We start from the raw sequence: 18,121 nt of genomic DNA, 5'->3' as shown, positions 1-18,121 counted from the left end.
GACGCAAACCTAAGCCGATTGAGCCCGGATCCGATTGACAATAATAGTTGCACTACATATAATTGTCTAGACAACTATTTGACCGAAAGCAGGTTTTATATATGGCGAAATCACCTGACAATCCGGGTATTTTGGACCGATCGGCTGGCTTCATGATGGGAGTCACCTCGCGCAAGCTATCCCAAGTGTTCACGCAAAGACTGAGGCTGTACGACATCACGCCCGAGCAATGGATGGTGTTGTACTGCATCCAGGAGCGGGACGGGATGATCCAGAAGGAGATCGCGCAAAGGGCGTGCAAGGACAAGCCTACGACGACGCGCATTCTCGACGTGCTCGAGTCGAAGCAATGGATCACGAAGCAGACCGGGAAGAGCGATCGCAGATCGTTTCTCGTCTATGCTACGGATAAAGGCCGTGAATTGATCTCCCAGACCGAAGGAATCGAGATCAAGACGGTCAAGGACGCCACGTCCGGACTGAGCGAGGCCGAATACGACCAGCTTCTCTCCCTGCTGCGCCGGATCGGCGACAATATCGATCATCTAACCGAGAAAGAATAGGAGTGTACTAGTTCATGCCGCAGCCAGAATCGCACCCGTCGTTGAATCCCTCGATTACGGCTCCGAAACTGTGGACCCGATCGTTTATCGTACTTACGTTCAGCTATTTTCTCATGTTCCTCTGCTTGCAAATGCTGCTTTCCCCGCTTCCGACCTATACGATGGACCGGTTTGCCCCGGGAGATTTCACGGTCAGTCTCGTGACGAGCCTGTTCGCGCTTTCGGCTATCGCCTCCCGTTTTCTCACCGCGGCGTTGATGAAAAAGGCGCCTCGCAGCGTGCTGCTGTTCTGCGGCCTTGGCATTGCCGCCGCCTCTACCGCCGCTTATTCGTTTGCCGATTCGATCCAGACGCTCCTGCTGCTGCGCATCGTATTCGGGATCGGCTTCGGCGCCGCCAGCACGATCATGCCGACGCTCGTGTCGCAAATTATTCCGATCCGCCGGATCGGCGAAGGGATCGGCTACTTCGGCTTGTCCACCAGCTTGGCCATGTCGTTCGGTCCGCTGATCGGCTTAACGATGCTGGAGGAGTACGGCTTCCCGTCCTTGACCGCGCTCGGCACCGTTTCGGTCGCCCTCATCGTCCCGCTGCTGCTCGGCTTTCGCTCGATTCCGGCACAGCCTCATAAGCCCGCTTCCGTTCATGCCGCCCGGGCGCAAGCCCGTAAAGCGTCCTTCAACACGAAGCTGCTGGTGCCTGCGCTTCTGAATGCTCTGCTGTCGATCACTTATGGCGGACTGCTCAGCTTCTTGGCTCTGTTCGGCAAAGAAGTGCATTTGAGCCATGTCGGCTTGTTCTTTTTATTCAACGTCTTTACGATTCTGATCGTCCGGCCTATATCCGGGCGGCTGTTCGACAGCAGAGGGCACTCGGCCGTACTGATTCCGGCGGCGATTCTTATTTTCGTCAGCTTGACGATTCTTTCGTTCGCGGACAACCTGTTCCTGCTGATCGTCTCGGCACTGATCTACGGCCTCGGCTTCGGAGCTACCCAGCCTACGCTTCAAGCGTGGATGATTCGCGACTCGGCCCCGGAGAAACACGGAACGGCCAACAGCTTGTATTACAACGCCACGGATTTCGGCGTCGCCGCAGGAGCTATGGTGTTGGGCGTCATCGCTTCCCATACCAGCTATGCGATTATGTACCGGTATTCCGCCGGCTTCATGCTGTTGTTCTTGCTCGTCTACTGCACTTACCAGCTGATCTCCGTTAAAAAGGACAAGCCTTCCGCTGCTTCGTCCCAGAGGGCTTGAATGAAAAACAGCCCCGCGAAGCGAGGCTGAAGCTGATGAAAAAGTCTGCAAAGAGAGGTGCGCCGGAGACAAGAGGTGGGGAATGCGCTCCACATCCGTTAAAATCGTGTTGTTTGTAAGATTTTAGCGGTTACAACACGATTATAAAGTCAACCGCTTCGCTTTCCGCACACTTCCCCCGCCTCTTTTTGTATTCCAATTCTCTCTTTTGACTTTTTCAACAACCAGGCCCCGCGAAGCGGGTCTACGCTTCGCGGGGAACCTCCGGGAAAATTCATTTCCATACGAATTTATCCCCGTAATCTTTACCCCAGTCGTACATCATCTTTAGTATGGGCATTAAGCTTTCTCCGTACTCGGTAAGCGAATATTCCACGCGCGGAGGAACTTCCGCATACACTTTGCGGCGAACCAATTGGTCGTCCTCCAGCTCGCGCAGCTGATTCGTCAGCATCTTCTGGGTAATCGAAGGAATCAGCTTCTTCAGCTCGCTGAATCGCTTCGTCCCTTCCAGTCCGAGATGCCACAAAATGATCAGCTTCCACTTCCCTCCTATGACGGCAAGAGTCAGCTCCTTCTCGCAATTGATTTCCTTCAAATTGATGCGTTCCTTCAGTTCGCTAGCCATTTCCGTTCCTCCCTTGCGAGTCCTTACAACCCATTAACGACGCAATAGTATACATAGAGTAACTACACCACTTTCAAGTGCGTACTTCCTTTGTTCGCTGTATCCTTCTAGAATAAAGCTTGTTACGAGACATTACAACTATCACCGCAAAGGAGTGGAATAGATGGAATTGCAATTGGCATTGGATCTAGTCGACATCCCGCAAGCGAAGGAACTGGTGAAGGAAGTCGAGCCGTATATCGACATCGTGGAAATCGGCACCCCCGTTGTCATTAACGAAGGGCTTCGCGCCGTCAAGGAAATCAAAGAGGCGTTTCCCCATCTGAAGGTTTTGGCCGACCTGAAAATTATGGATGCCGGCGGCTATGAGGTCATGAAAGCTTCCGAAGCCGGCGCCGATATTATTACTGTCCTTGGCGTATCCGATGACTCCACGATTCAAGGGGCCGTGGCGGAAGCCAGGAAGCAGAATAAAAAAATTATGGTCGATATGATCAACGTAAAAAATATCGAGGAGCGGGCCAAGCAAGTCGATACGTTCGGCGTGGACTACATTTGCGTCCATTCCGGCTATGACCATCAAGCCGCAGGCAAAAACTCCTTCGAAGAGCTGAGCGCCATTAAACGTGTCGTCAAAAACGCGAAAACGGCCATTGCCGGCGGCATCAAATTGGAGACGCTGCCCGAGGTGATCCAAGCGAATCCCGACCTCGTTATTGTAGGCGGCGGCATTACCGGTCATGCAGACAAACCGTTCGCCGCAGCGGAAATGCAAAAATTGGTAAGACAAGGCAGCTGATGCAAATGACCTCGTACACGGAAAGCATTATGAACGAGCTGCAGCGTACCGTAGCGCGAATCGACGACCAATCGGTCGGGCTGTTAGCCGGCCGTATCGTTCAGGCCGATCAAATATTCGTGGCCGGCGCGGGCCGATCCGGACTCATGATGCGGGCTTTTGCCATGAGGCTGATGCATATTGGCTTGCGTGCTTACGTAGTCGGGGAAACCGTTACGCCGGGACTCACGGCACAAGATCTATTGATTATCGGCTCCGGCTCCGGCGAGACGAAAAGCTTGGCCGTCATGGCCGAGAAAGCGGCCAAGGCGGGAGCGCCGGTCGCTCTCGCCACGATCGTACCGGAATCGACGATCGGCCGGCTGTCCGAAATCGTGATCCGGGTGCCTGCGGCGACGAAGGAAACGGCGGACGGCGGGGCTACGACGATACAGCCTATGGGCTCCTTGTTCGAGCAAAGCCTGCTGCTGCTGTTCGATGCCCTTATCCTGCAATTGATGGACCTGACCGGGAACAATACGTCCACGATGTTCGGAAGACATGCCAATCTTGAATAATCATGCATGATAGGACCGCAGCCCTTGCACACAAGCAATGGGCTGCTTAACATTTAATCCCATGAAACTTTGCATACTTAAATATTGACTATGTATGTTCCGTGAGCTAAGATGAAGGATAAAGCTTTAAATAGAAAGGTGCTTATCGCTCATGAAACCATACCGGATTTTACTCTATTATAAATATGTTCCGATCGCCGACGCCGACGCTTATGCGGCCGAGCATTTGCAATATTGCAAGGAGCTTGGGGTCAAAGGACGAATTCTGATCGCCGACGAAGGAATCAACGGGACGCTGTCCGGCACCGTAGAGCAAACGGAACGCTATATGGCGGATATGCGCACGAATCCTCTGTTCGCCGATCTCGTGTTCAAAATCGATGAATCCGATTCGCACGCGTTCAAGAAGCTGTTTGTTCGCCATAAGCAAGAGCTGGTGACGCTGCGATACGATAGAAAGCTTGACCCGCTGACGGAAGGCGGACAAAGGCTGAACCCGAAGCAATTTCACGATTACTTGCAACGGGACGATGTCATTATCCTCGACGGACGAAGCGGCTACGAATACGATCTCGGCCATTTTCGCAATGCGATTCGACCGGACCTGGACGCCTTCCGCGAATTTCCCGCATGGATCCGCGATAACTTGACGGAACATAAGGACAAGCCGATCCTTACGTACTGTACGGGCGGCATACGCTGCGAAATGTTGACCGCCGTTCTTAAGAACGAAGGCTTCCAGGACGTATTCCAGCTGGACGGAGGGATCGTGACGTACGGTCAAGACCCCGAAGTACAAGGCAAAGGATTCGACGGCAGCTGCTACGTGTTCGACGAACGCATATCGGTACGGATCAATCAGACCGATGAACATATTACGGTCGGTACATGCCACCATTGCGGAAAATCCACGGATCGCTATATCAATTGCGCGGACGACAGCTGTCATCACCAGCATCTGTGCTGCGATGAATGCGAGACGACGAAACGCGGCTATTGCTCGACCGACTGCGAACAGCACGATTTGGAATATACGATTCCCGCGAGAACGGGTGCCAAATAAAAACGACAAAAGCTGCGGAAGGGGGTTCCGCAGCTTTTTGTCGTTCAAAGCTATTCAATTTTCGGTATAGCTCCAGTGTATCCGAAACCGTTTATCGTCTCCATCCCCCATTCAGGTTATTTTGCGCTATTAGACGAGCGATGCCGGCAAATCATACTGAAACGGCTTGTGGCTATGGTGCGTGCCTACGTTTGGAACGGAACGGATCGGATCGGATCGGATCTGAATATGGGGAATCGTCCGTTTGGAACAAGCGATTCGTTGGACATCCCGTCACCTGCTCCTCATTTGCTATGTATGCAAGGGCGCCAATATACTCAAATTTACAAAACCTTCTAATTCAATCCGTTAAAAACCCCCTCGGTATATAACGGAACCCATTTCCGTTATGGTATCGATTTCCGCGATATTTCCGAAAATAGCGGAACAACACACCGTTATATCTTAATATCGAGTAGAAAACTGGCCGATACAGCGGAATAGCGGAACTTTTTTTCCGTTACCTTGCAGTCGTAAAAGGTAAACTGAGAAATAGCGTACGTACGTTCCGCTATTTCTCAGTTTGAGTCGAAATCAACATCATGAATTCAAGTTGAAAGTCTAATCAAAATCGTACCTTTCCTCTTTAAATGGATCCCCATACATGTGATACCCGTTCTTCTCCCAGAAGCCCGGCTTGTTCTTCGCCATGAACTCGATCCCGCGCAGCCATTTCGCGCTTTTCCAGAAGTACAGGTGCGGCACGACCATGCGTACCGGGTACCCGTGCTCGGGCGATAATATTTCGCCGTTATGCTTGATCGCGAACAGGCTCGTCTCGCGCAGAAAGTCCTCGATCGGCAAATTGGTCGTCCAGCCGTGCTCGGCATGCAGCATGACGAACTTCGCCTCGGGCTTCAGCTTGACCCGCTGCATGATCGTCGATACGGGCACGCCTTCCCACACGTTGTCCAGCTTCGACCAAGTCGTGACGCAGTGAATGTCGTTATGGTACTCCCGCATCGGCAGAGCCATGAACTCTTTATAGGAAATGCCGACTTCTTGCTCCACCAGCCCGAAGATGCGCAAATCCCATTTGCTCATGTCCCGGTAATAGGCTACGTCGCCGTAATGGAGGACGGGAAAGCCCTGGGTCAACGTCTGGCCGGGGGGAATGCGATTGTCTATGCTCATCGTTTGCCTCCATCTGCTTCAGCAGCCGTTTTCCTCTAGTATACGCTGTTCCCGCCCGTTCCATCTACATTTGTTCCGACGGTCCGCTTCATCTAGTGCCCTGAAGGGGCCGCCAGCCCGACCAGCTCCACCAGTTTTTTGCTCTCTTCATTCAACCCGACGATCGTCACTCGCTTGTTCGATTGTTTGTATTTCTGTATCGCTTTCGCTATGGCCGTTACGGCGGAATGGTCCCATACGTGCGAAGCGCCGAAATCGATAACAACCGTATCCGGATCGTTCTTATAGTCGAACAGCTCGACGAAATGGGACATCGTCCCGAAGAACAGCTGTCCGGATATCCGATAGCGCTTCGCGCCGTTCGCTTCCATATCCGCGTGAGCCTTGATTTTTGCCGATTTCCATCCGAAAATGAGCGCGCTCAGCACAACGCCGGTAAGAACCCCGATCGCCAAATCGGACGTGGCCACGACGACGGCTACCGTAATAATCATGACGAGCGCATCGCTTCGAGGCGTCTTGGCCAAATTCCGCAGCGATCCCCAATCGAACGTGCTGAACGACACCATAAACATGACGCCTACCAAAGCGGCCATCGGAATTTGCTTCACGACATCGCCCAGAGCGAGAATCAAAAACAATAGAAACGCGCCGGCGACAAAGGTGGACAATCGCGTTCTGCCTCCGGACTTGACGTTGATGACGGTCTGACCGATCATCGCGCAGCCTGCCATTCCTCCAAAAAAACCGGAGAACACATTGGCGATCCCCTGTCCGCGAATTTCTTTGTTTTTGTCGCTTTTCGTCTCGGTCATTTCGTCGACGATCGTGGCCGTCATGAGCGTTTCCGTTATGCCCACGATGGCGAGCGCCAGCGAATGCGGCAAAATGTGCCATAACGCCTGCAGCGTCACTTCGATATCCGGAACGTGGAAAAACGGCAGCGCCTGCGTAATGTCGCCCATATCCCCGACGGTGCGCACGTCCAATCGCAACGTTACCGCCACGACCGTCATAATGATAATCGCGATTAATGGAGAGGGCACCGCCTTCGTAAGCCGCGGCAGTCCGTAAACGATAGCGAGCGTTCCGATCAAAATCAAGTACATATAGAGGTTAGCGCCTTGGAAATTCGGGAGCTGGGCCATAAAAATAATGATGGCCAGCGCATTGACGAAGCCGATCATGACCGAATGCGGGATAAAGGTAATGAATTTGCCGAATTTCAGCACGCCCATCCCATACTGGATAACCCCGGTCAAGATCGAAGCCGCGAATAAATACTCGATCCCGTACTTGGCGATAATGGGCCCCATTAACGAAGCCATAGCGCCGGTTGCGGCCGAGATCATCCCCATCCGTCCCCCTACGATCGAGATCGTAACGGCGATAACGAACGAAGCGTACAGCCCTACCATCGGATCGACTCCGGCCAGGATGGAGAACGCTATCGCTTCCGGAATGAGCGCGATCGCTACCGTCATCCCCGACAAAATGTCTTTGCGCGGGCTCGCCAGCCACTCCTTTTTCAATTTTTGCAACAACAAAGCAAGCTTCATCTCCTTCGGATTCGATTGTGACTTTCCACTCTCAGAAAAGTCGGGGCCGATGCTCACAAGAGTAGATTATACAGAAAAAAGGGCGATCCCTCCAGCCTGGAAACGCAAAAAAAGCTCCACAAAGTGGAGCGAACAAGGCTTTGTCAACCGCTATTCCAAGCGGCCTCCCGTTTGCTTGCGAACGCCTCCCGGCGATAGACCGAAACGGCGAGTGAACGCGCGTGTAAACGAGTAAATATCGGGGTAGCCTACCGACAGGGCGATCTCGGTGACGGACAGCATGCTTTCCAGCAATAGCTGCTTGCCCCGGTCAAGCCGCATTTGAATCAAATAACGGGAAGGCGGGACGCCTACCTCCTTGGTGAAGATTTTGGACAAGTAGGTGCGGTGCAGCCTTACGTATTTGGCCACATCGTCGACCGTAATTTTTTCCGCATAATAGGCATGAATGAAGTCCAGGCTTTTGCGCACCCAGTCGCTCGGCGTATGCGGAGGCTCATGGTCTTTATCCGGCAGCAGCTTGCTGAATATGCGGTACATGAGGCTGTACATCGTCATCAGCTGCTTGCGGCTGTCTCCCTTGCACCATTGGAACATTTGCTGCAGCACGATCTCCATATCTTTATCCACGCTCGCCCGCCGGTACGGCTTATCCTCCGCGAATCCGGTCATCGTGAGAATTTGGCGGGCCTGGTGGCCGTCGAACGTAATCCATGTCATCCGCAGCGGCTTCTCGCTCGGCACGATTTGGTAGGAATACGTCGTATTCGGGAATTTGCAGAAAATATCCCCCTTGCGCAAAATGACCTCCTGCCCGCCGTAGAAAAGCTGCACTTGCCCCTCGCGGATAAAATGCATGTTGCAGTAAGGGGTTTGCCGCGGACCGTTCTTGTAGCTCGGCTTGGCGATGTTGTTGCCGATGCGCACCGGCCAGACGCCGCCCAGCTCGTCGAAGCCGTCCGGCTTGTAGAACCATATGTCGACGAATTCCACCGCTGTTTCCTGCATCGCTTCGCCCCCCCTTTTTAGTGAAAGCGCATACCCTACGAAATGCCAAAAAGAGACTACTTCGTGATATTTCCTATATCGACTTTAAGGGCTATGATTCTTATATCGGCCGTAGCAATCTTATTCACGCTTTATCGTAACCGTTTTTCGTTTGGGTGTACAGATACCGGCAACACAACACTATGTTTTCGATCTTGTTAGCGGAGGGGTCCTTGTGAGTAAACAACGTACGTTTGCGTTAGCGCTTTCCCTTCTTGTACTCGGCATTACCGGCTGCTCTTCCGGCGGCGGGGCATCATCCGGCGAGACGGGCAAGCCGGCTCCGGTGAAGGAGCCGGACCCGGTCACTTTGAAGCTGTTCACGCACCAGCCCATGACCGCGGCCGACTTCCAATTGCTCATTGCCGACCCGGTCAAGAAAAAGTATCCGTATATTACGGTCGAGCTGCTGCCCTACAAATCAACGGACCTCGAGAACTCGGTAGCGGCCAAGGAACAGATCGATCTGATCACAATCTGGAACGGCAACATCAATCCGAACAGAGAGCTGGGCATTTTCGGGGACATTACCCCGCTGGCCAAAACGGAAAATTTCGATCTCGGGCGATTCGACCAGGATGCTCTGAAGACGCTCCGAACGTTGTCCGACAAAGGAGAATTGTACGGATTGCCGTACAATATGCAGTTCAATGCTCTATACTATAACAAAGACATCTTCGATAAATTCGGGGTGCCATACCCGCAGGACGGCATGACATGGGACGAAACGCTGCAGCTCGCGAAGCGTCTGACGCGCACGGAGGGAGGGACTGCATACAGCGGACTCGGGATGGATGCATGGAGCCGCCTGACCTATCCTCTGTCCATCATTCCGGTCGATGCCAAAACGAACTTGTCCGCCGTGAACAGCGAACTGTATCGGAAAGCGTTTACACTCGGCAAGCAAATTTATTCGATTCCCGGGAATACGCCGAACTTCACGACCAACGATTTCATTAAAGACAAGAAGCAGGCGATGATCGCCAGCGTCAATTTGCTCGACCTGCTGACCAAGTCGGACCTGAACTGGGATATCGCCCAATTTCCGAGCTATAAGGAAAATCCGAACGTCTACGGCATGTACGACCTTCACGTGATCGCGATCAGCAGCACGAGCAAGTACAAGGAAGCGGCCATGAAGACACTGGAGGTGCTGTTCTCCGACGAGAACCAGAAGATCAGCACGCGAAATACGGGCAGAGTCTCTCTGCTGACCAATCCGGACATCCGCAAAGAGTTCGGCGCCGACAATCCGGCTCTGAAAGACAAAAAGCTAAACAGCATTTTTAAGAGCAAACCGGCCTACGCTCCCCCCTTCTCCAAATTCCAAAGCAAGGGAAGCGAAATCGTGCTCAAGCATTACAAGGAGTTTCTGGCCGACCAGAAAGATCTCAATACGATGCTGCGGGACGCCGAGGAAGAAATAAACCAATATATTAAAACCCAATAAATAATCGATCGTCCAGGAGGGATTTATCCGATGAACGTATCCACCTCGTTAAACGTATTCGACGCCGGCATTTCCAGACCTGAGGCGGTTCGCCGTTGCGCCGCCGCCGGCTTCGTCTCGCTTGACATGAACTATTGGGATTTTCAGAAGCAGGTGCTGCAGATTAGCCCGCAAGAGGAGGAGGCTTGGGCGAAGGAAATACGGGCCAGCGCCGACGCTCACGGCGTCCGGTTCACCCAGATGCACGGACCGGTGCACGGGCCCAATTTCTCGAAGCTCGTGCTGGACCTGACTTTGGAATCCTACGAGGCGCTGGTCGAGAGATCGCTGCGGACCGCCGCCATACTGGGCGTGCCATGGGTCGTATTCCACCCGACCAACGTAACCGGCGAGGAAGGCGAATCGTACCGGGACGTGCTCGATTTCAACGTCCGGTTTCACCGCAAATGGATTCCCGTCCTGGAGGAAACCGGGGTCGGCATCGCTTTGGAAAACTTGACCGATCGTCGCCACATCCGCTCGTATTTCTCGTTGCCGGAGGAGCTCGCCGAGCTGATCGACACGCTGAACCACCCGCTGATCGGCGCCTGCTGGGATACAGGCCATGGCCATAGACAGTCGGTAGACCAGACAACCGGAATAAGCATTCTGGGCTCGCGGCTGAAGGCGACGCATATTCAGGACAACGACGGGGTCGGCGATCATCACATCCTGCCGTATCAGGGTACAATCCGTTGGACCGACGTCGTGCAAACGCTCAAACGGATCGGCTATGAAGGCGACTTTACTTACGAGACTCACAACAGCATCCGCAATTTGCCCGACGGCATTCGCGACGCAGGCTTGAAATACGCATATGATTTGGGCAATTATGTGATTTCCTTGTAAGGGTCCGTATTCAAGCTACAGCGGCATAGAGAAGAGAATCCATACTACGGGAGAGAAAACCGCATGAAAATCTATTTGATCCGTCACGCCGAGCCCGATTACGCCAATCATACGATAACGGCGGCGGGGCATCTGGAAGCGCAAGCATTGGCCGCCCGTCTTCAGGAAGCGGGCGTCGACCGCATCTACTGCTCGCCCGTCAATCGGGCCGTCCATACGATGCGATATACCGCCGACCGGCTCGGAATGGAGCCGGTTATCGAGCCGTGGACGCGCGAGCTGAACTGGCAGGCTCCGGACGACCAGGGCCGCCCGATCGCGGCATGGAACATCCCCGGAGAAGCGGTTCGCGCCCGGAAGCCTTATCCCGGCCATGAAACGTGGCCCGACCATGAATCTTACCGAGATTATGCCGCATTATACGAGACGATCGTGAGCGATTCGGACGCCTTTCTGCTGCGGCACGGGTATGAGAGGGAAGAAGGGCGCTACCGGATCCAATCGCCCAGCCGGGAAGCTATTGCGGTGTTTTGCCATCTCGGCTTCGGGCTGACGTGGCTGTCCCACCTGCTGGAGATCCCTTTCCCGCTCGTGTGGAGCTCGTTCTGGCTTCCTCCCAGCTCGGTGACGACGATATTGTTCGAGGAACGAAGCGAGCAGTGGGCCGTTCCCCGCTGCACCGGGCTCGGCTGCGTCGCGCATCTGCACAAGACGGGGCTGCCCGTCTCGTTCATGGGCTTGATGGCCAACAACGGCTGACGCTCGCGGATCAAAAGACGCCGGCCCCCGACTCGCTTATCGCGGGTACGGGGGCCCTCCATTCGTCCGTTGCTACATCCCGCTCAGCTTCTCTACGAGCCGGTGCGTCTCCAGCACCTTGTCGGCGCTGACGAGACATTCCATCGGACGGTCGAGCGTGGCAAGAAAGTGGTCGACGATTCCGGCGAAGCCTCTCCGATGGGAAACTGTCTCCCAGCTACCGAACCGCTTCGTGTGCTCCCCTTCCCGCTTGTCCCGCAATACGGCCGAATCGAGATTGACGATTTCCGCCGAGCGCCCGCCGCCGTGCAGCTCCAGCTTCTCGAGATCGCCGCCGGCCCGACGGTTCATGCTGACGAACGAAGCGGAAGTCCCTGTCCGCAAGCTTCCCGAAGCATGCAGCAGCCTGCCGTCGGCGTCCTTCTCGCTTATCCAGCTCGTGACTTCGCCCGGCTTGGCGCCAAGCCACAACAGCAAATCGATCATATGGATCATATCGTCGTACAGCGTTTCCTTGGCAGGAAGCGTCTGCTGGCGAGTCCGGTGTTTTTGCGCGATGCACAAATCGAATCCTCCGGTTTCCTCCAGCCAGCGCTTCGCTTCCGTATACATGGGCGCGAACCTGCGGTTGAACCCGACGGCGAGCAGCTTGCCGCGTTTCTCCGCTTGCTCGGCCATCCGCTCGGATTCCTCCAGCTTGTACGACAACGGTTTATCCACGTACACGTGAAGCCCGCGGTCCAAGCAGGCCAGCACAATATCCGCGTGCGTCTCGGTCGGGCTGTGCACGAAGACGGCATCGAGCTCCCGCTCCAGCAGTTCGTTCAACTTCGTCGTTCGGCCCGGAACACGGTACGCTTCGCCGATCCGTTCTACCGTTTCCTCCGATCGGCTCATAAGTGCGACAATTTCAACACCAGGGTGGTGGGCCACGACCGGCAAATACGCTTTCTCGGCGATATCTCCCAACCCGATGATCGCAATTCTTGTTCTCATACCCCTCTCCTCCATCCGGCCGCGCCCGGCCGGCGCGGCCATTTAGTCGACTCGAGTAGCACTCTCGAGCCGATGCTTACAGCCACAATAAGCAGAACGATGCCTGCTGCGAGCGATATCCCGAACAATTGCACCCAATTCGGCATATGCGCCACGATTCGGTATACAGCACCTCCGAGCAACGGCCCCATAAAGCCGGCAAATCCGGTCAACGCGTAGAAGACGGCGATAAACATCGGACGTTCGCCCTTCGGCGTATCGCCGACGACGAAATTGAACATAAGCTGATTAAAACCGCCTATGCCGACGCCGATCAGCATATGGATCAATAGAAGGACCGGAATATCCGGCAGGACGGGCAGAAGCCCCCAGCCCATGCAGGCCGCGGCGATAACCGGCAGCGTCCAGAACAGCAGCGTCTTCGAGCGGTACTTCGCGTTCAGATTGCCCCACATCGAGTAGCCGATCATCATCGCGACGTTTTGCGTCATCGTGGCGATCGCGATCCAATTATAGCCCAGCTTCATAATATCCAGCATGACGTAATTGAAGAATGGAACGGAAATCCCCTGCACGAACAGCCAGAGCGATATGAACAGCATCGATTTCACAAAAGGGGGATGCCGGAACGGAACCTTCAGCATGGCCGCCGTCCCCTGCTGTCCGGATTTCTCGAACGGGCGGTTCGGATATTTGAGGAAAAAGAAAATGTCGAATACGACGCAAACGGCGGCGACCATGTACAAAATGTGGAAGCCTTGCGGCTCCGGCAGGCGATCCAAAATTTGGCCGAATGCAACAATCGCGATGCAGCCGCCCGCCCATAATATCGTATTGCGGATGCCGAAGTAACGGCCGCGCACTTTGGCGGGCACCATATCGGCAATGAGAGAAGTCCAAAATACCGACCCGACGGCTTGCCCCATAAAGGCCGCGATACACACGACGATGTAGGCGGTTACTCCGTATTCCTTCGGAAACATCAGCGGTACGGCACCCGTCAATACCCACAAGACGCGATGCGTACCGCACAGCAGCGTAAACAGCAGCTTCCGGTTCGAATAGCGCTGGATGAGCAGCGCTCCTACGATTTGCAGCATGTTGGCCATACTCGGAATAGCCAGCACGATTCCGACTTGAAACGACGTTGCGCCAAGGTACAGCAAATAGCCCGTTACGAATGGACCGCCGAGCAGTTGGAAAATGATGATCGACGGGATTCCTTCGAATATGGCGGCGAGCATGCCGCTGCGGTAGGACGAAGGCTTCCGGCCCCGCCGGCGCTTGAGGAACAGCCCCATGATGTCAGCCTCACTTTAATAAATGAATTTCATGCTGTCTGCCAACAAACTGCATCTTCAAAGGCATCGGCCCGTATGCTATAATTAGGATCGTATTTTGCAAAAGCTCGACATGACTTGGGGGATGCGGCGGATGAGAAACAAATGGTTATTGCTGTTGGGATTAATTGTATTTGCTGCATTTTTCATTTCCAGCATTTTGCGGGAATCGCCTCTTCTGCTTTATATCGCCAGCGCCATCCCGATCTTCATCGTTGTTTTTTTACCGGATATCAAGACGAGCCAGCGACTGAAGCCGAACCGTAACGGCGTCGAGATCGTCAAGCTGACCGGAAATTCCGGCGAGCCGGAATGGCTCATCGTTACGTTTAAGCCGGGCACCGTGCATTGGAACCGCAAGTCGTTAATCATTCCTTTCGACAACGCGCCTACGGTCCAGATGATCGATTCTGACGACTATACCGCGGCTTTGACCGTGCTGCCATATGATTTGCGCACCAATCAAAGATCTGGACGGGTCGGAGTATCGATTCCGAACTTGATGGAGCGGACGACAGGCTTGCCGTTTACCGTGAACGAAGTGAACAGGCTGATCTTGTCGTTAGCCGACTTTACCGAAGCTCATCCGGCCTCTTCGCCCGCACCGGTCGCTGCACGCGGCATGGAGCTGCAAGCGTGAAGTAACGGTGCATGCAAAGCGTAATGGCTGCCATGAAACAAGCGGCCCGCCTCATCGTAGGCGGGCCGCTTGTTTGTCAGCATCAATAATTCGCGGCAGCCTGCGCGATAACCGATTGCATGGGCAGATGGTACGGGCACTGCTTCTGACAGAGCGGTGTCTCCTTGCAAGGCTCATAGTCGGCGCACGACATAATTTTTTCTTTATGCTTTTCGTAGAAGCCGTTTCCTTTCGGAAGCAGCCCGAACTCCTTGCTCACGACGCTCGAGATCATAACGTCCGGAATCGGAATACCCAGCGGGCACGAGCAATAATTGCAGCGTCTGCAATTGTGCGTCCCGAGCTTGAGCGCCAAGCTTTCCAGCTCTCGGCGTTCCGCCTCCTCCACTTCCCGCCCCATGGCCGCGATGTTTTCCTTCACTTCCTCGACGCTGACCATGCCGGAAATGATTACGTGAACGTCTTGGCTGTACGGGTACCGGATCGCCTTGTCGACCGGGCGTATAAAACCGCCGGACAGCGGCTTCATGGCCACCCTCCCCATATTGCGCCGGACCATCTCCGGGATGAGCTCGTCCAAGGCGAACGGCTGAGCCAAGTTCAAATGAAACAGCACCTGCTCGAACTGGCCCTTCTGAATCCATTTCGCCAGCAGCTCCGGCCGGTGGCCCGTTATTCCGATATGGCGCACCTTGCCGGCTTCCTTCGCCTCCAGCGCGGCCCGGTAAGCTCCGTCCTCTTCCATGGCGGCCTTGAAATCGTGCACATAGTTCACATAATGAATTTGCAGCAGGTCGATCACGTCGGTCCTCATCCGCGTCAAGCTTCGGTCGATTTCCTCTTTGGCGGTCGCGTAATCGCGCTTGTTCGTCTTTGTCGCCAAAAAATATTCGTCCCGACGGTGCGAGATGCACTCCCCGATAATTTCCTCGCTATTTCTGTAGGCCGCAGCCGTATCGATATAATTGATTCCATTGTCCAAAGCGTAGTTGAGCGCGGCACGAGCCTGCTCCAGGGGAACTCCGGGCAAGTTCATCGCGCCGAAACCAAGCGAAGATACATTGACACCGATAGCTCCAAAAGGACGATACCTCATAGTCTTCTCCTCTCCAACCGACGAATACCTTCCCATCCATTGTAGCACATCGCCTCAGCAGAGCGGCAGCGTAATTTTGAACTGGGTCCCGGTGCCGATATCGCTGTCGACCTGGATATGTCCGCCGTGATTTTTAATAATCCGGTAGCAAACCGCCAATCCTAACCCGGTACCTTCCAGTTTGGTCGTGAAGAACGGGTCGAACAGCTTGGACTGGGTATGGTAATCCATGCCCGTTCCGTTGTCCTGCACCATGATCATCACTTTGGAGCTTTGCTTGACCGCGGAGATGCCGATCATCCCGCGCTGGGCTTTCGTGCTGCCGCCGATGGCGTCCAACGAATTTTTGACGATATTAAGCAGCGCCTGCTTCGCCTGCTTGACATCTACGCAGATGGTTAGAGCCGGATCGATGGGAGAAAGCTCGATATCGCAGCCTTTGAGGATCGCTTCGCTCTCGAACAGCAGCTTGACTTCTTTCAGCAGGCTGTCGACGTGGACTTCCTTCTTGACGGGCGTGGAAGGCTTGGAGGAATTTAAAAATTCATAAATAATGTCGTTGGCGCGATCGATTTCATCGATTACGATTCTCGCGTACTCTTCCTTGCCGAGCTGCACGAGGTGGGGGCGAAGCAATTGCATGAACCCCCGGATGGAGGTGAGAGGATTGCGTATTTCATGGGCGATGGCTGCCGCGATTTTGCCGAGCATGGCCAGCTTGTCGTTCTGATAGGCCGACTGCTCGATCTTTTTGAATTCGGTCACATCCTTCACGCTGATCAAAATATCTCCGTCCAGCTCTTCCCCATAGGTAGCCGTGACCAGAAAGTGCCGCCCGTGCTCGTCGATCACTTCATGGTAGCGCAGCCTGTACAAAAACATTTCCCGGTGCAGTTTGACGATAAGTTTCCGGAACGAGCGCGAAAGCCCCGAGTACGAAGCGAGCCCCGGCAAATCGAGTCCCAGCAGCGATCGGCGGGGCACACCCAAATACCGGCCCATTAAAACGTTGACGAAGGAAATGTAACCTTCGCTGTCGAACAGGACGATGCCGCTGTCCATATGCTGCAGAACGTTTTCATATTTGCTTGCCACCGACTGGAACGAGTTGTGCGTCTTGAACAGCACGTTCCTCAGCTCTTCGAGCACTTGCTCGTTGTTGTCTACATGCTGAAATTTATACTTGTAGTGCGCCAACAACTCCATCAGAAATACAAAGGAAAGCCGGTAGTAGCGCAGCGCTTCCTCGGGCTCTACGCTTGCCGCTATTCTTTGCATGCTCTGCTCGTGAATATGGACGATTTCTTCCGGCTCGATCGTTTGCAGTACGGAACCGAGAGTAGACGCCGGATGCTGCGAGCCGCTGCTGCCATCTTCGAAATATTGGGTCAGGGCTCGTATGTACTGCTTCCTTAATTCAGACATAGGCACACCTCTTACCTGAAAGATTGCGCGTCAACTTGCAGCCGGCCTTGCCGGGCATATCCCGGCGAACTACCAGTAATCATAGATTTAATTCCAAATATCGTCAATCGCGAATAACCGCAAATAAGTCGGAATGCTGTCGAACAAAAAGAAAAGCGTTCTGCAGCCCCCCAACCTTGGAACTACAGAACGCGATTTGAAAGATATGACGACAAATTTCGCTTTGTGGATGCGGCATTATCCCATCCTGCAGCTCAGTCGGACAAATCCGATGCGCGAATAAGTTTGAATTCCCCTTGCATTCCCGGTTTAAAGAAGGCCCGCTTATCCTCTTCCTTCTTCTCGTCGTCCTTCTTCTCGTCGTCCTTCTTGCTGTTGTCCTGGTTCTTCTTGTCTTGCTCTTGTTGCTTTCTACGCTCTTCTTCCTGCTTCTTCTTCTCTTCCTCTTGCTTCTTTTTGTCCTGCTCCTGCTGCTTTTTACGATCTTCCTCTTGCTTCTTCTTCTCTTCTTCTTGCTTCTTTTTGTCCTGCTCCTGCTGCTGCTGCTTCTTGCGCGCTTCTTCCTGTTTCTTTTTCTCTTCTTCTTGCTTCTTCTTATCTTGCTCCTGCTGCTTTTTTCTATCTTCTTCCTGCTTCTTTCTCTCCTGCTCCTGTTTCTTTCTTTCTTCCTCTTTTTTCCGCTCTTCTTCTTTCTTCTTGTCTTCTTCTTTCTTTTTATCGTCCTTGTCGGACGTCGTCCCGACTTTTTGGCTTATATTCGAGGCATTGCTTCCATTTGAGCGGTCGTTGCTATTTTTGTCGTTCCTGCTGTCATTCTTGTTGTCGTTCTTGCTGTCGCTCTTGTTGTCATTCTTGTTGTCATTCTTGTTGTCATTCTTG

Annotated in this window: 18 protein-coding genes; 9 read left to right on the top strand and 9 right to left on the bottom strand. The window is 53.8% G+C overall.

Translation table 11 applies throughout. From position 1 onward, the window contains the following. Nucleotides 1-101 precede the first annotated feature (101 nt). Together FE784_RS35580 and FE784_RS35575 are read left to right on the top strand one after the other, a co-directional pair. A complete protein-coding gene (locus tag FE784_RS35580) occupies nucleotides 102-563 on the top strand; it encodes a MarR family winged helix-turn-helix transcriptional regulator (RefSeq protein ID WP_139606993.1) in 462 nt (153 codons plus the stop codon). A gap of 14 nt (nucleotides 564-577) precedes the next feature. Beyond that, nucleotides 578-1,822, top strand: coding sequence for an MFS transporter (locus FE784_RS35575; RefSeq protein ID WP_139606992.1), 1,245 nt, complete (start codon nucleotides 578-580; stop codon nucleotides 1,820-1,822). Between the two features lie 274 nt (nucleotides 1,823-2,096). Here the strand turns inward: FE784_RS35575 and FE784_RS35570 are convergent, their stop codons facing one another. Beyond that, the gene (locus tag FE784_RS35570; protein WP_139606991.1) at nucleotides 2,097-2,450 is read right to left on the bottom strand and encodes a winged helix-turn-helix transcriptional regulator; all 354 of its coding nucleotides are present in this window, start codon (nucleotides 2,448-2,450) and stop codon (nucleotides 2,097-2,099) included. A gap of 163 nt (nucleotides 2,451-2,613) precedes the next feature. On the opposite strand from FE784_RS35570, the gene hxlA reads away from it, so the two are divergent. From hxlA to trhO, 3 genes are all read left to right on the top strand, one after another. After that, nucleotides 2,614-3,249: a 3-hexulose-6-phosphate synthase gene (hxlA, locus tag FE784_RS35565; protein WP_139606990.1), complete on the top strand. Its 636-nt coding sequence runs from the start codon at nucleotides 2,614-2,616 to the stop codon at nucleotides 3,247-3,249. 5 nt (nucleotides 3,250-3,254) lie between these two features. Then, nucleotides 3,255-3,806 carry a 6-phospho-3-hexuloisomerase gene (gene hxlB, locus FE784_RS35560; RefSeq protein WP_425465586.1) on the top strand — a complete coding sequence of 184 codons (552 nt, stop codon included), beginning with the start codon at nucleotides 3,255-3,257 and terminating at the stop codon, nucleotides 3,804-3,806. Between the two features lie 151 nt (nucleotides 3,807-3,957). Continuing rightward, nucleotides 3,958-4,869: an oxygen-dependent tRNA uridine(34) hydroxylase TrhO gene (trhO, locus tag FE784_RS35555; protein WP_139606988.1), complete on the top strand. Its 912-nt coding sequence runs from the start codon at nucleotides 3,958-3,960 to the stop codon at nucleotides 4,867-4,869. 600 nt (nucleotides 4,870-5,469) lie between these two features. Here trhO and FE784_RS35550 read toward each other — a convergent pair. The 3 genes from FE784_RS35550 to FE784_RS35540 form a co-directional block, all read right to left on the bottom strand. Continuing rightward, complete coding sequence (locus FE784_RS35550; protein WP_139606987.1) at nucleotides 5,470-6,042, bottom strand: sulfite oxidase-like oxidoreductase; 573 nt, start codon at nucleotides 6,040-6,042, stop codon at nucleotides 5,470-5,472. Between the two features lie 92 nt (nucleotides 6,043-6,134). Next, complete coding sequence (locus tag FE784_RS35545) at nucleotides 6,135-7,601, bottom strand: SulP family inorganic anion transporter (protein ID WP_176706746.1); 1,467 nt, start codon at nucleotides 7,599-7,601, stop codon at nucleotides 6,135-6,137. A gap of 150 nt (nucleotides 7,602-7,751) precedes the next feature. Continuing rightward, nucleotides 7,752-8,609, bottom strand: a complete 858-nt coding sequence (locus tag FE784_RS35540; protein WP_139606986.1) for a helix-turn-helix domain-containing protein — start codon at nucleotides 8,607-8,609, stop codon at nucleotides 7,752-7,754. 214 nt (nucleotides 8,610-8,823) lie between these two features. Here FE784_RS35540 and FE784_RS35535 point away from each other — a divergent pair, with 214 nt between their 5' ends. From FE784_RS35535 to FE784_RS35525, 3 genes are all read left to right on the top strand, one after another. Beyond that, nucleotides 8,824-10,098, top strand: a complete 1,275-nt coding sequence (locus FE784_RS35535) for an ABC transporter substrate-binding protein (RefSeq protein WP_139606985.1) — start codon at nucleotides 8,824-8,826, stop codon at nucleotides 10,096-10,098. Between the two features lie 30 nt (nucleotides 10,099-10,128). Further along, on the top strand, nucleotides 10,129-10,986 hold the full coding sequence (locus FE784_RS35530) for a sugar phosphate isomerase/epimerase family protein (protein ID WP_139606984.1): 858 nt from the start codon (nucleotides 10,129-10,131) through the stop codon (nucleotides 10,984-10,986). A gap of 63 nt (nucleotides 10,987-11,049) precedes the next feature. Further along, nucleotides 11,050-11,745, top strand: a complete 696-nt coding sequence (locus FE784_RS35525; protein ID WP_139606983.1) for a histidine phosphatase family protein — start codon at nucleotides 11,050-11,052, stop codon at nucleotides 11,743-11,745. A 72-nt stretch (nucleotides 11,746-11,817) separates the two neighbouring features. Here the strand turns inward: FE784_RS35525 and FE784_RS35520 are convergent, their stop codons facing one another. Then, entirely contained in the window at nucleotides 11,818-12,741 is a 924-nt protein-coding gene (locus FE784_RS35520; RefSeq protein WP_139606982.1) for a Gfo/Idh/MocA family protein, read from the bottom strand. Continuing rightward, entirely contained in the window at nucleotides 12,738-14,042 is a 1,305-nt protein-coding gene (locus FE784_RS35515; protein WP_246132336.1) for an MFS transporter, read from the bottom strand. The genes FE784_RS35520 and FE784_RS35515 overlap by 4 nt, the downstream gene beginning before the upstream one ends. Nucleotides 14,043-14,175: 133 nt before the next feature. On the opposite strand from FE784_RS35515, the gene FE784_RS35510 reads away from it, so the two are divergent. Then, on the top strand, nucleotides 14,176-14,721 hold the full coding sequence (locus FE784_RS35510; protein ID WP_139606981.1) for a hypothetical protein: 546 nt from the start codon (nucleotides 14,176-14,178) through the stop codon (nucleotides 14,719-14,721). Nucleotides 14,722-14,803: 82 nt separating this feature from the next. Here the strand turns inward: FE784_RS35510 and FE784_RS35505 are convergent, their stop codons facing one another. The 3 genes from FE784_RS35505 to FE784_RS41320 form a co-directional block, all read right to left on the bottom strand. Continuing rightward, a complete protein-coding gene (locus FE784_RS35505) occupies nucleotides 14,804-15,817 on the bottom strand; it encodes an aldo/keto reductase (protein WP_139606980.1) in 1,014 nt (337 codons plus the stop codon). A 54-nt stretch (nucleotides 15,818-15,871) separates the two neighbouring features. Continuing rightward, entirely contained in the window at nucleotides 15,872-17,242 is a 1,371-nt protein-coding gene (locus FE784_RS35500) for an ATP-binding protein (RefSeq protein ID WP_139606979.1), read from the bottom strand. 254 nt (nucleotides 17,243-17,496) lie between these two features. Continuing rightward, a partial coding sequence (locus FE784_RS41320) for a hypothetical protein (RefSeq protein WP_176706745.1) occupies nucleotides 17,497-18,121 on the bottom strand: 625 nt, incomplete at its 5' end.

The sequence above is a fragment of the Paenibacillus hemerocallicola genome (assembly GCF_006265175.1).
Lineage (GTDB): Bacteria > Bacillota > Bacilli > Paenibacillales > NBRC-103111 > Paenibacillus_AB > Paenibacillus_AB hemerocallicola.
Note: the sequence above shows the minus strand (reverse complement) of the source record. Positions and strands in the feature narration are given on the sequence as shown.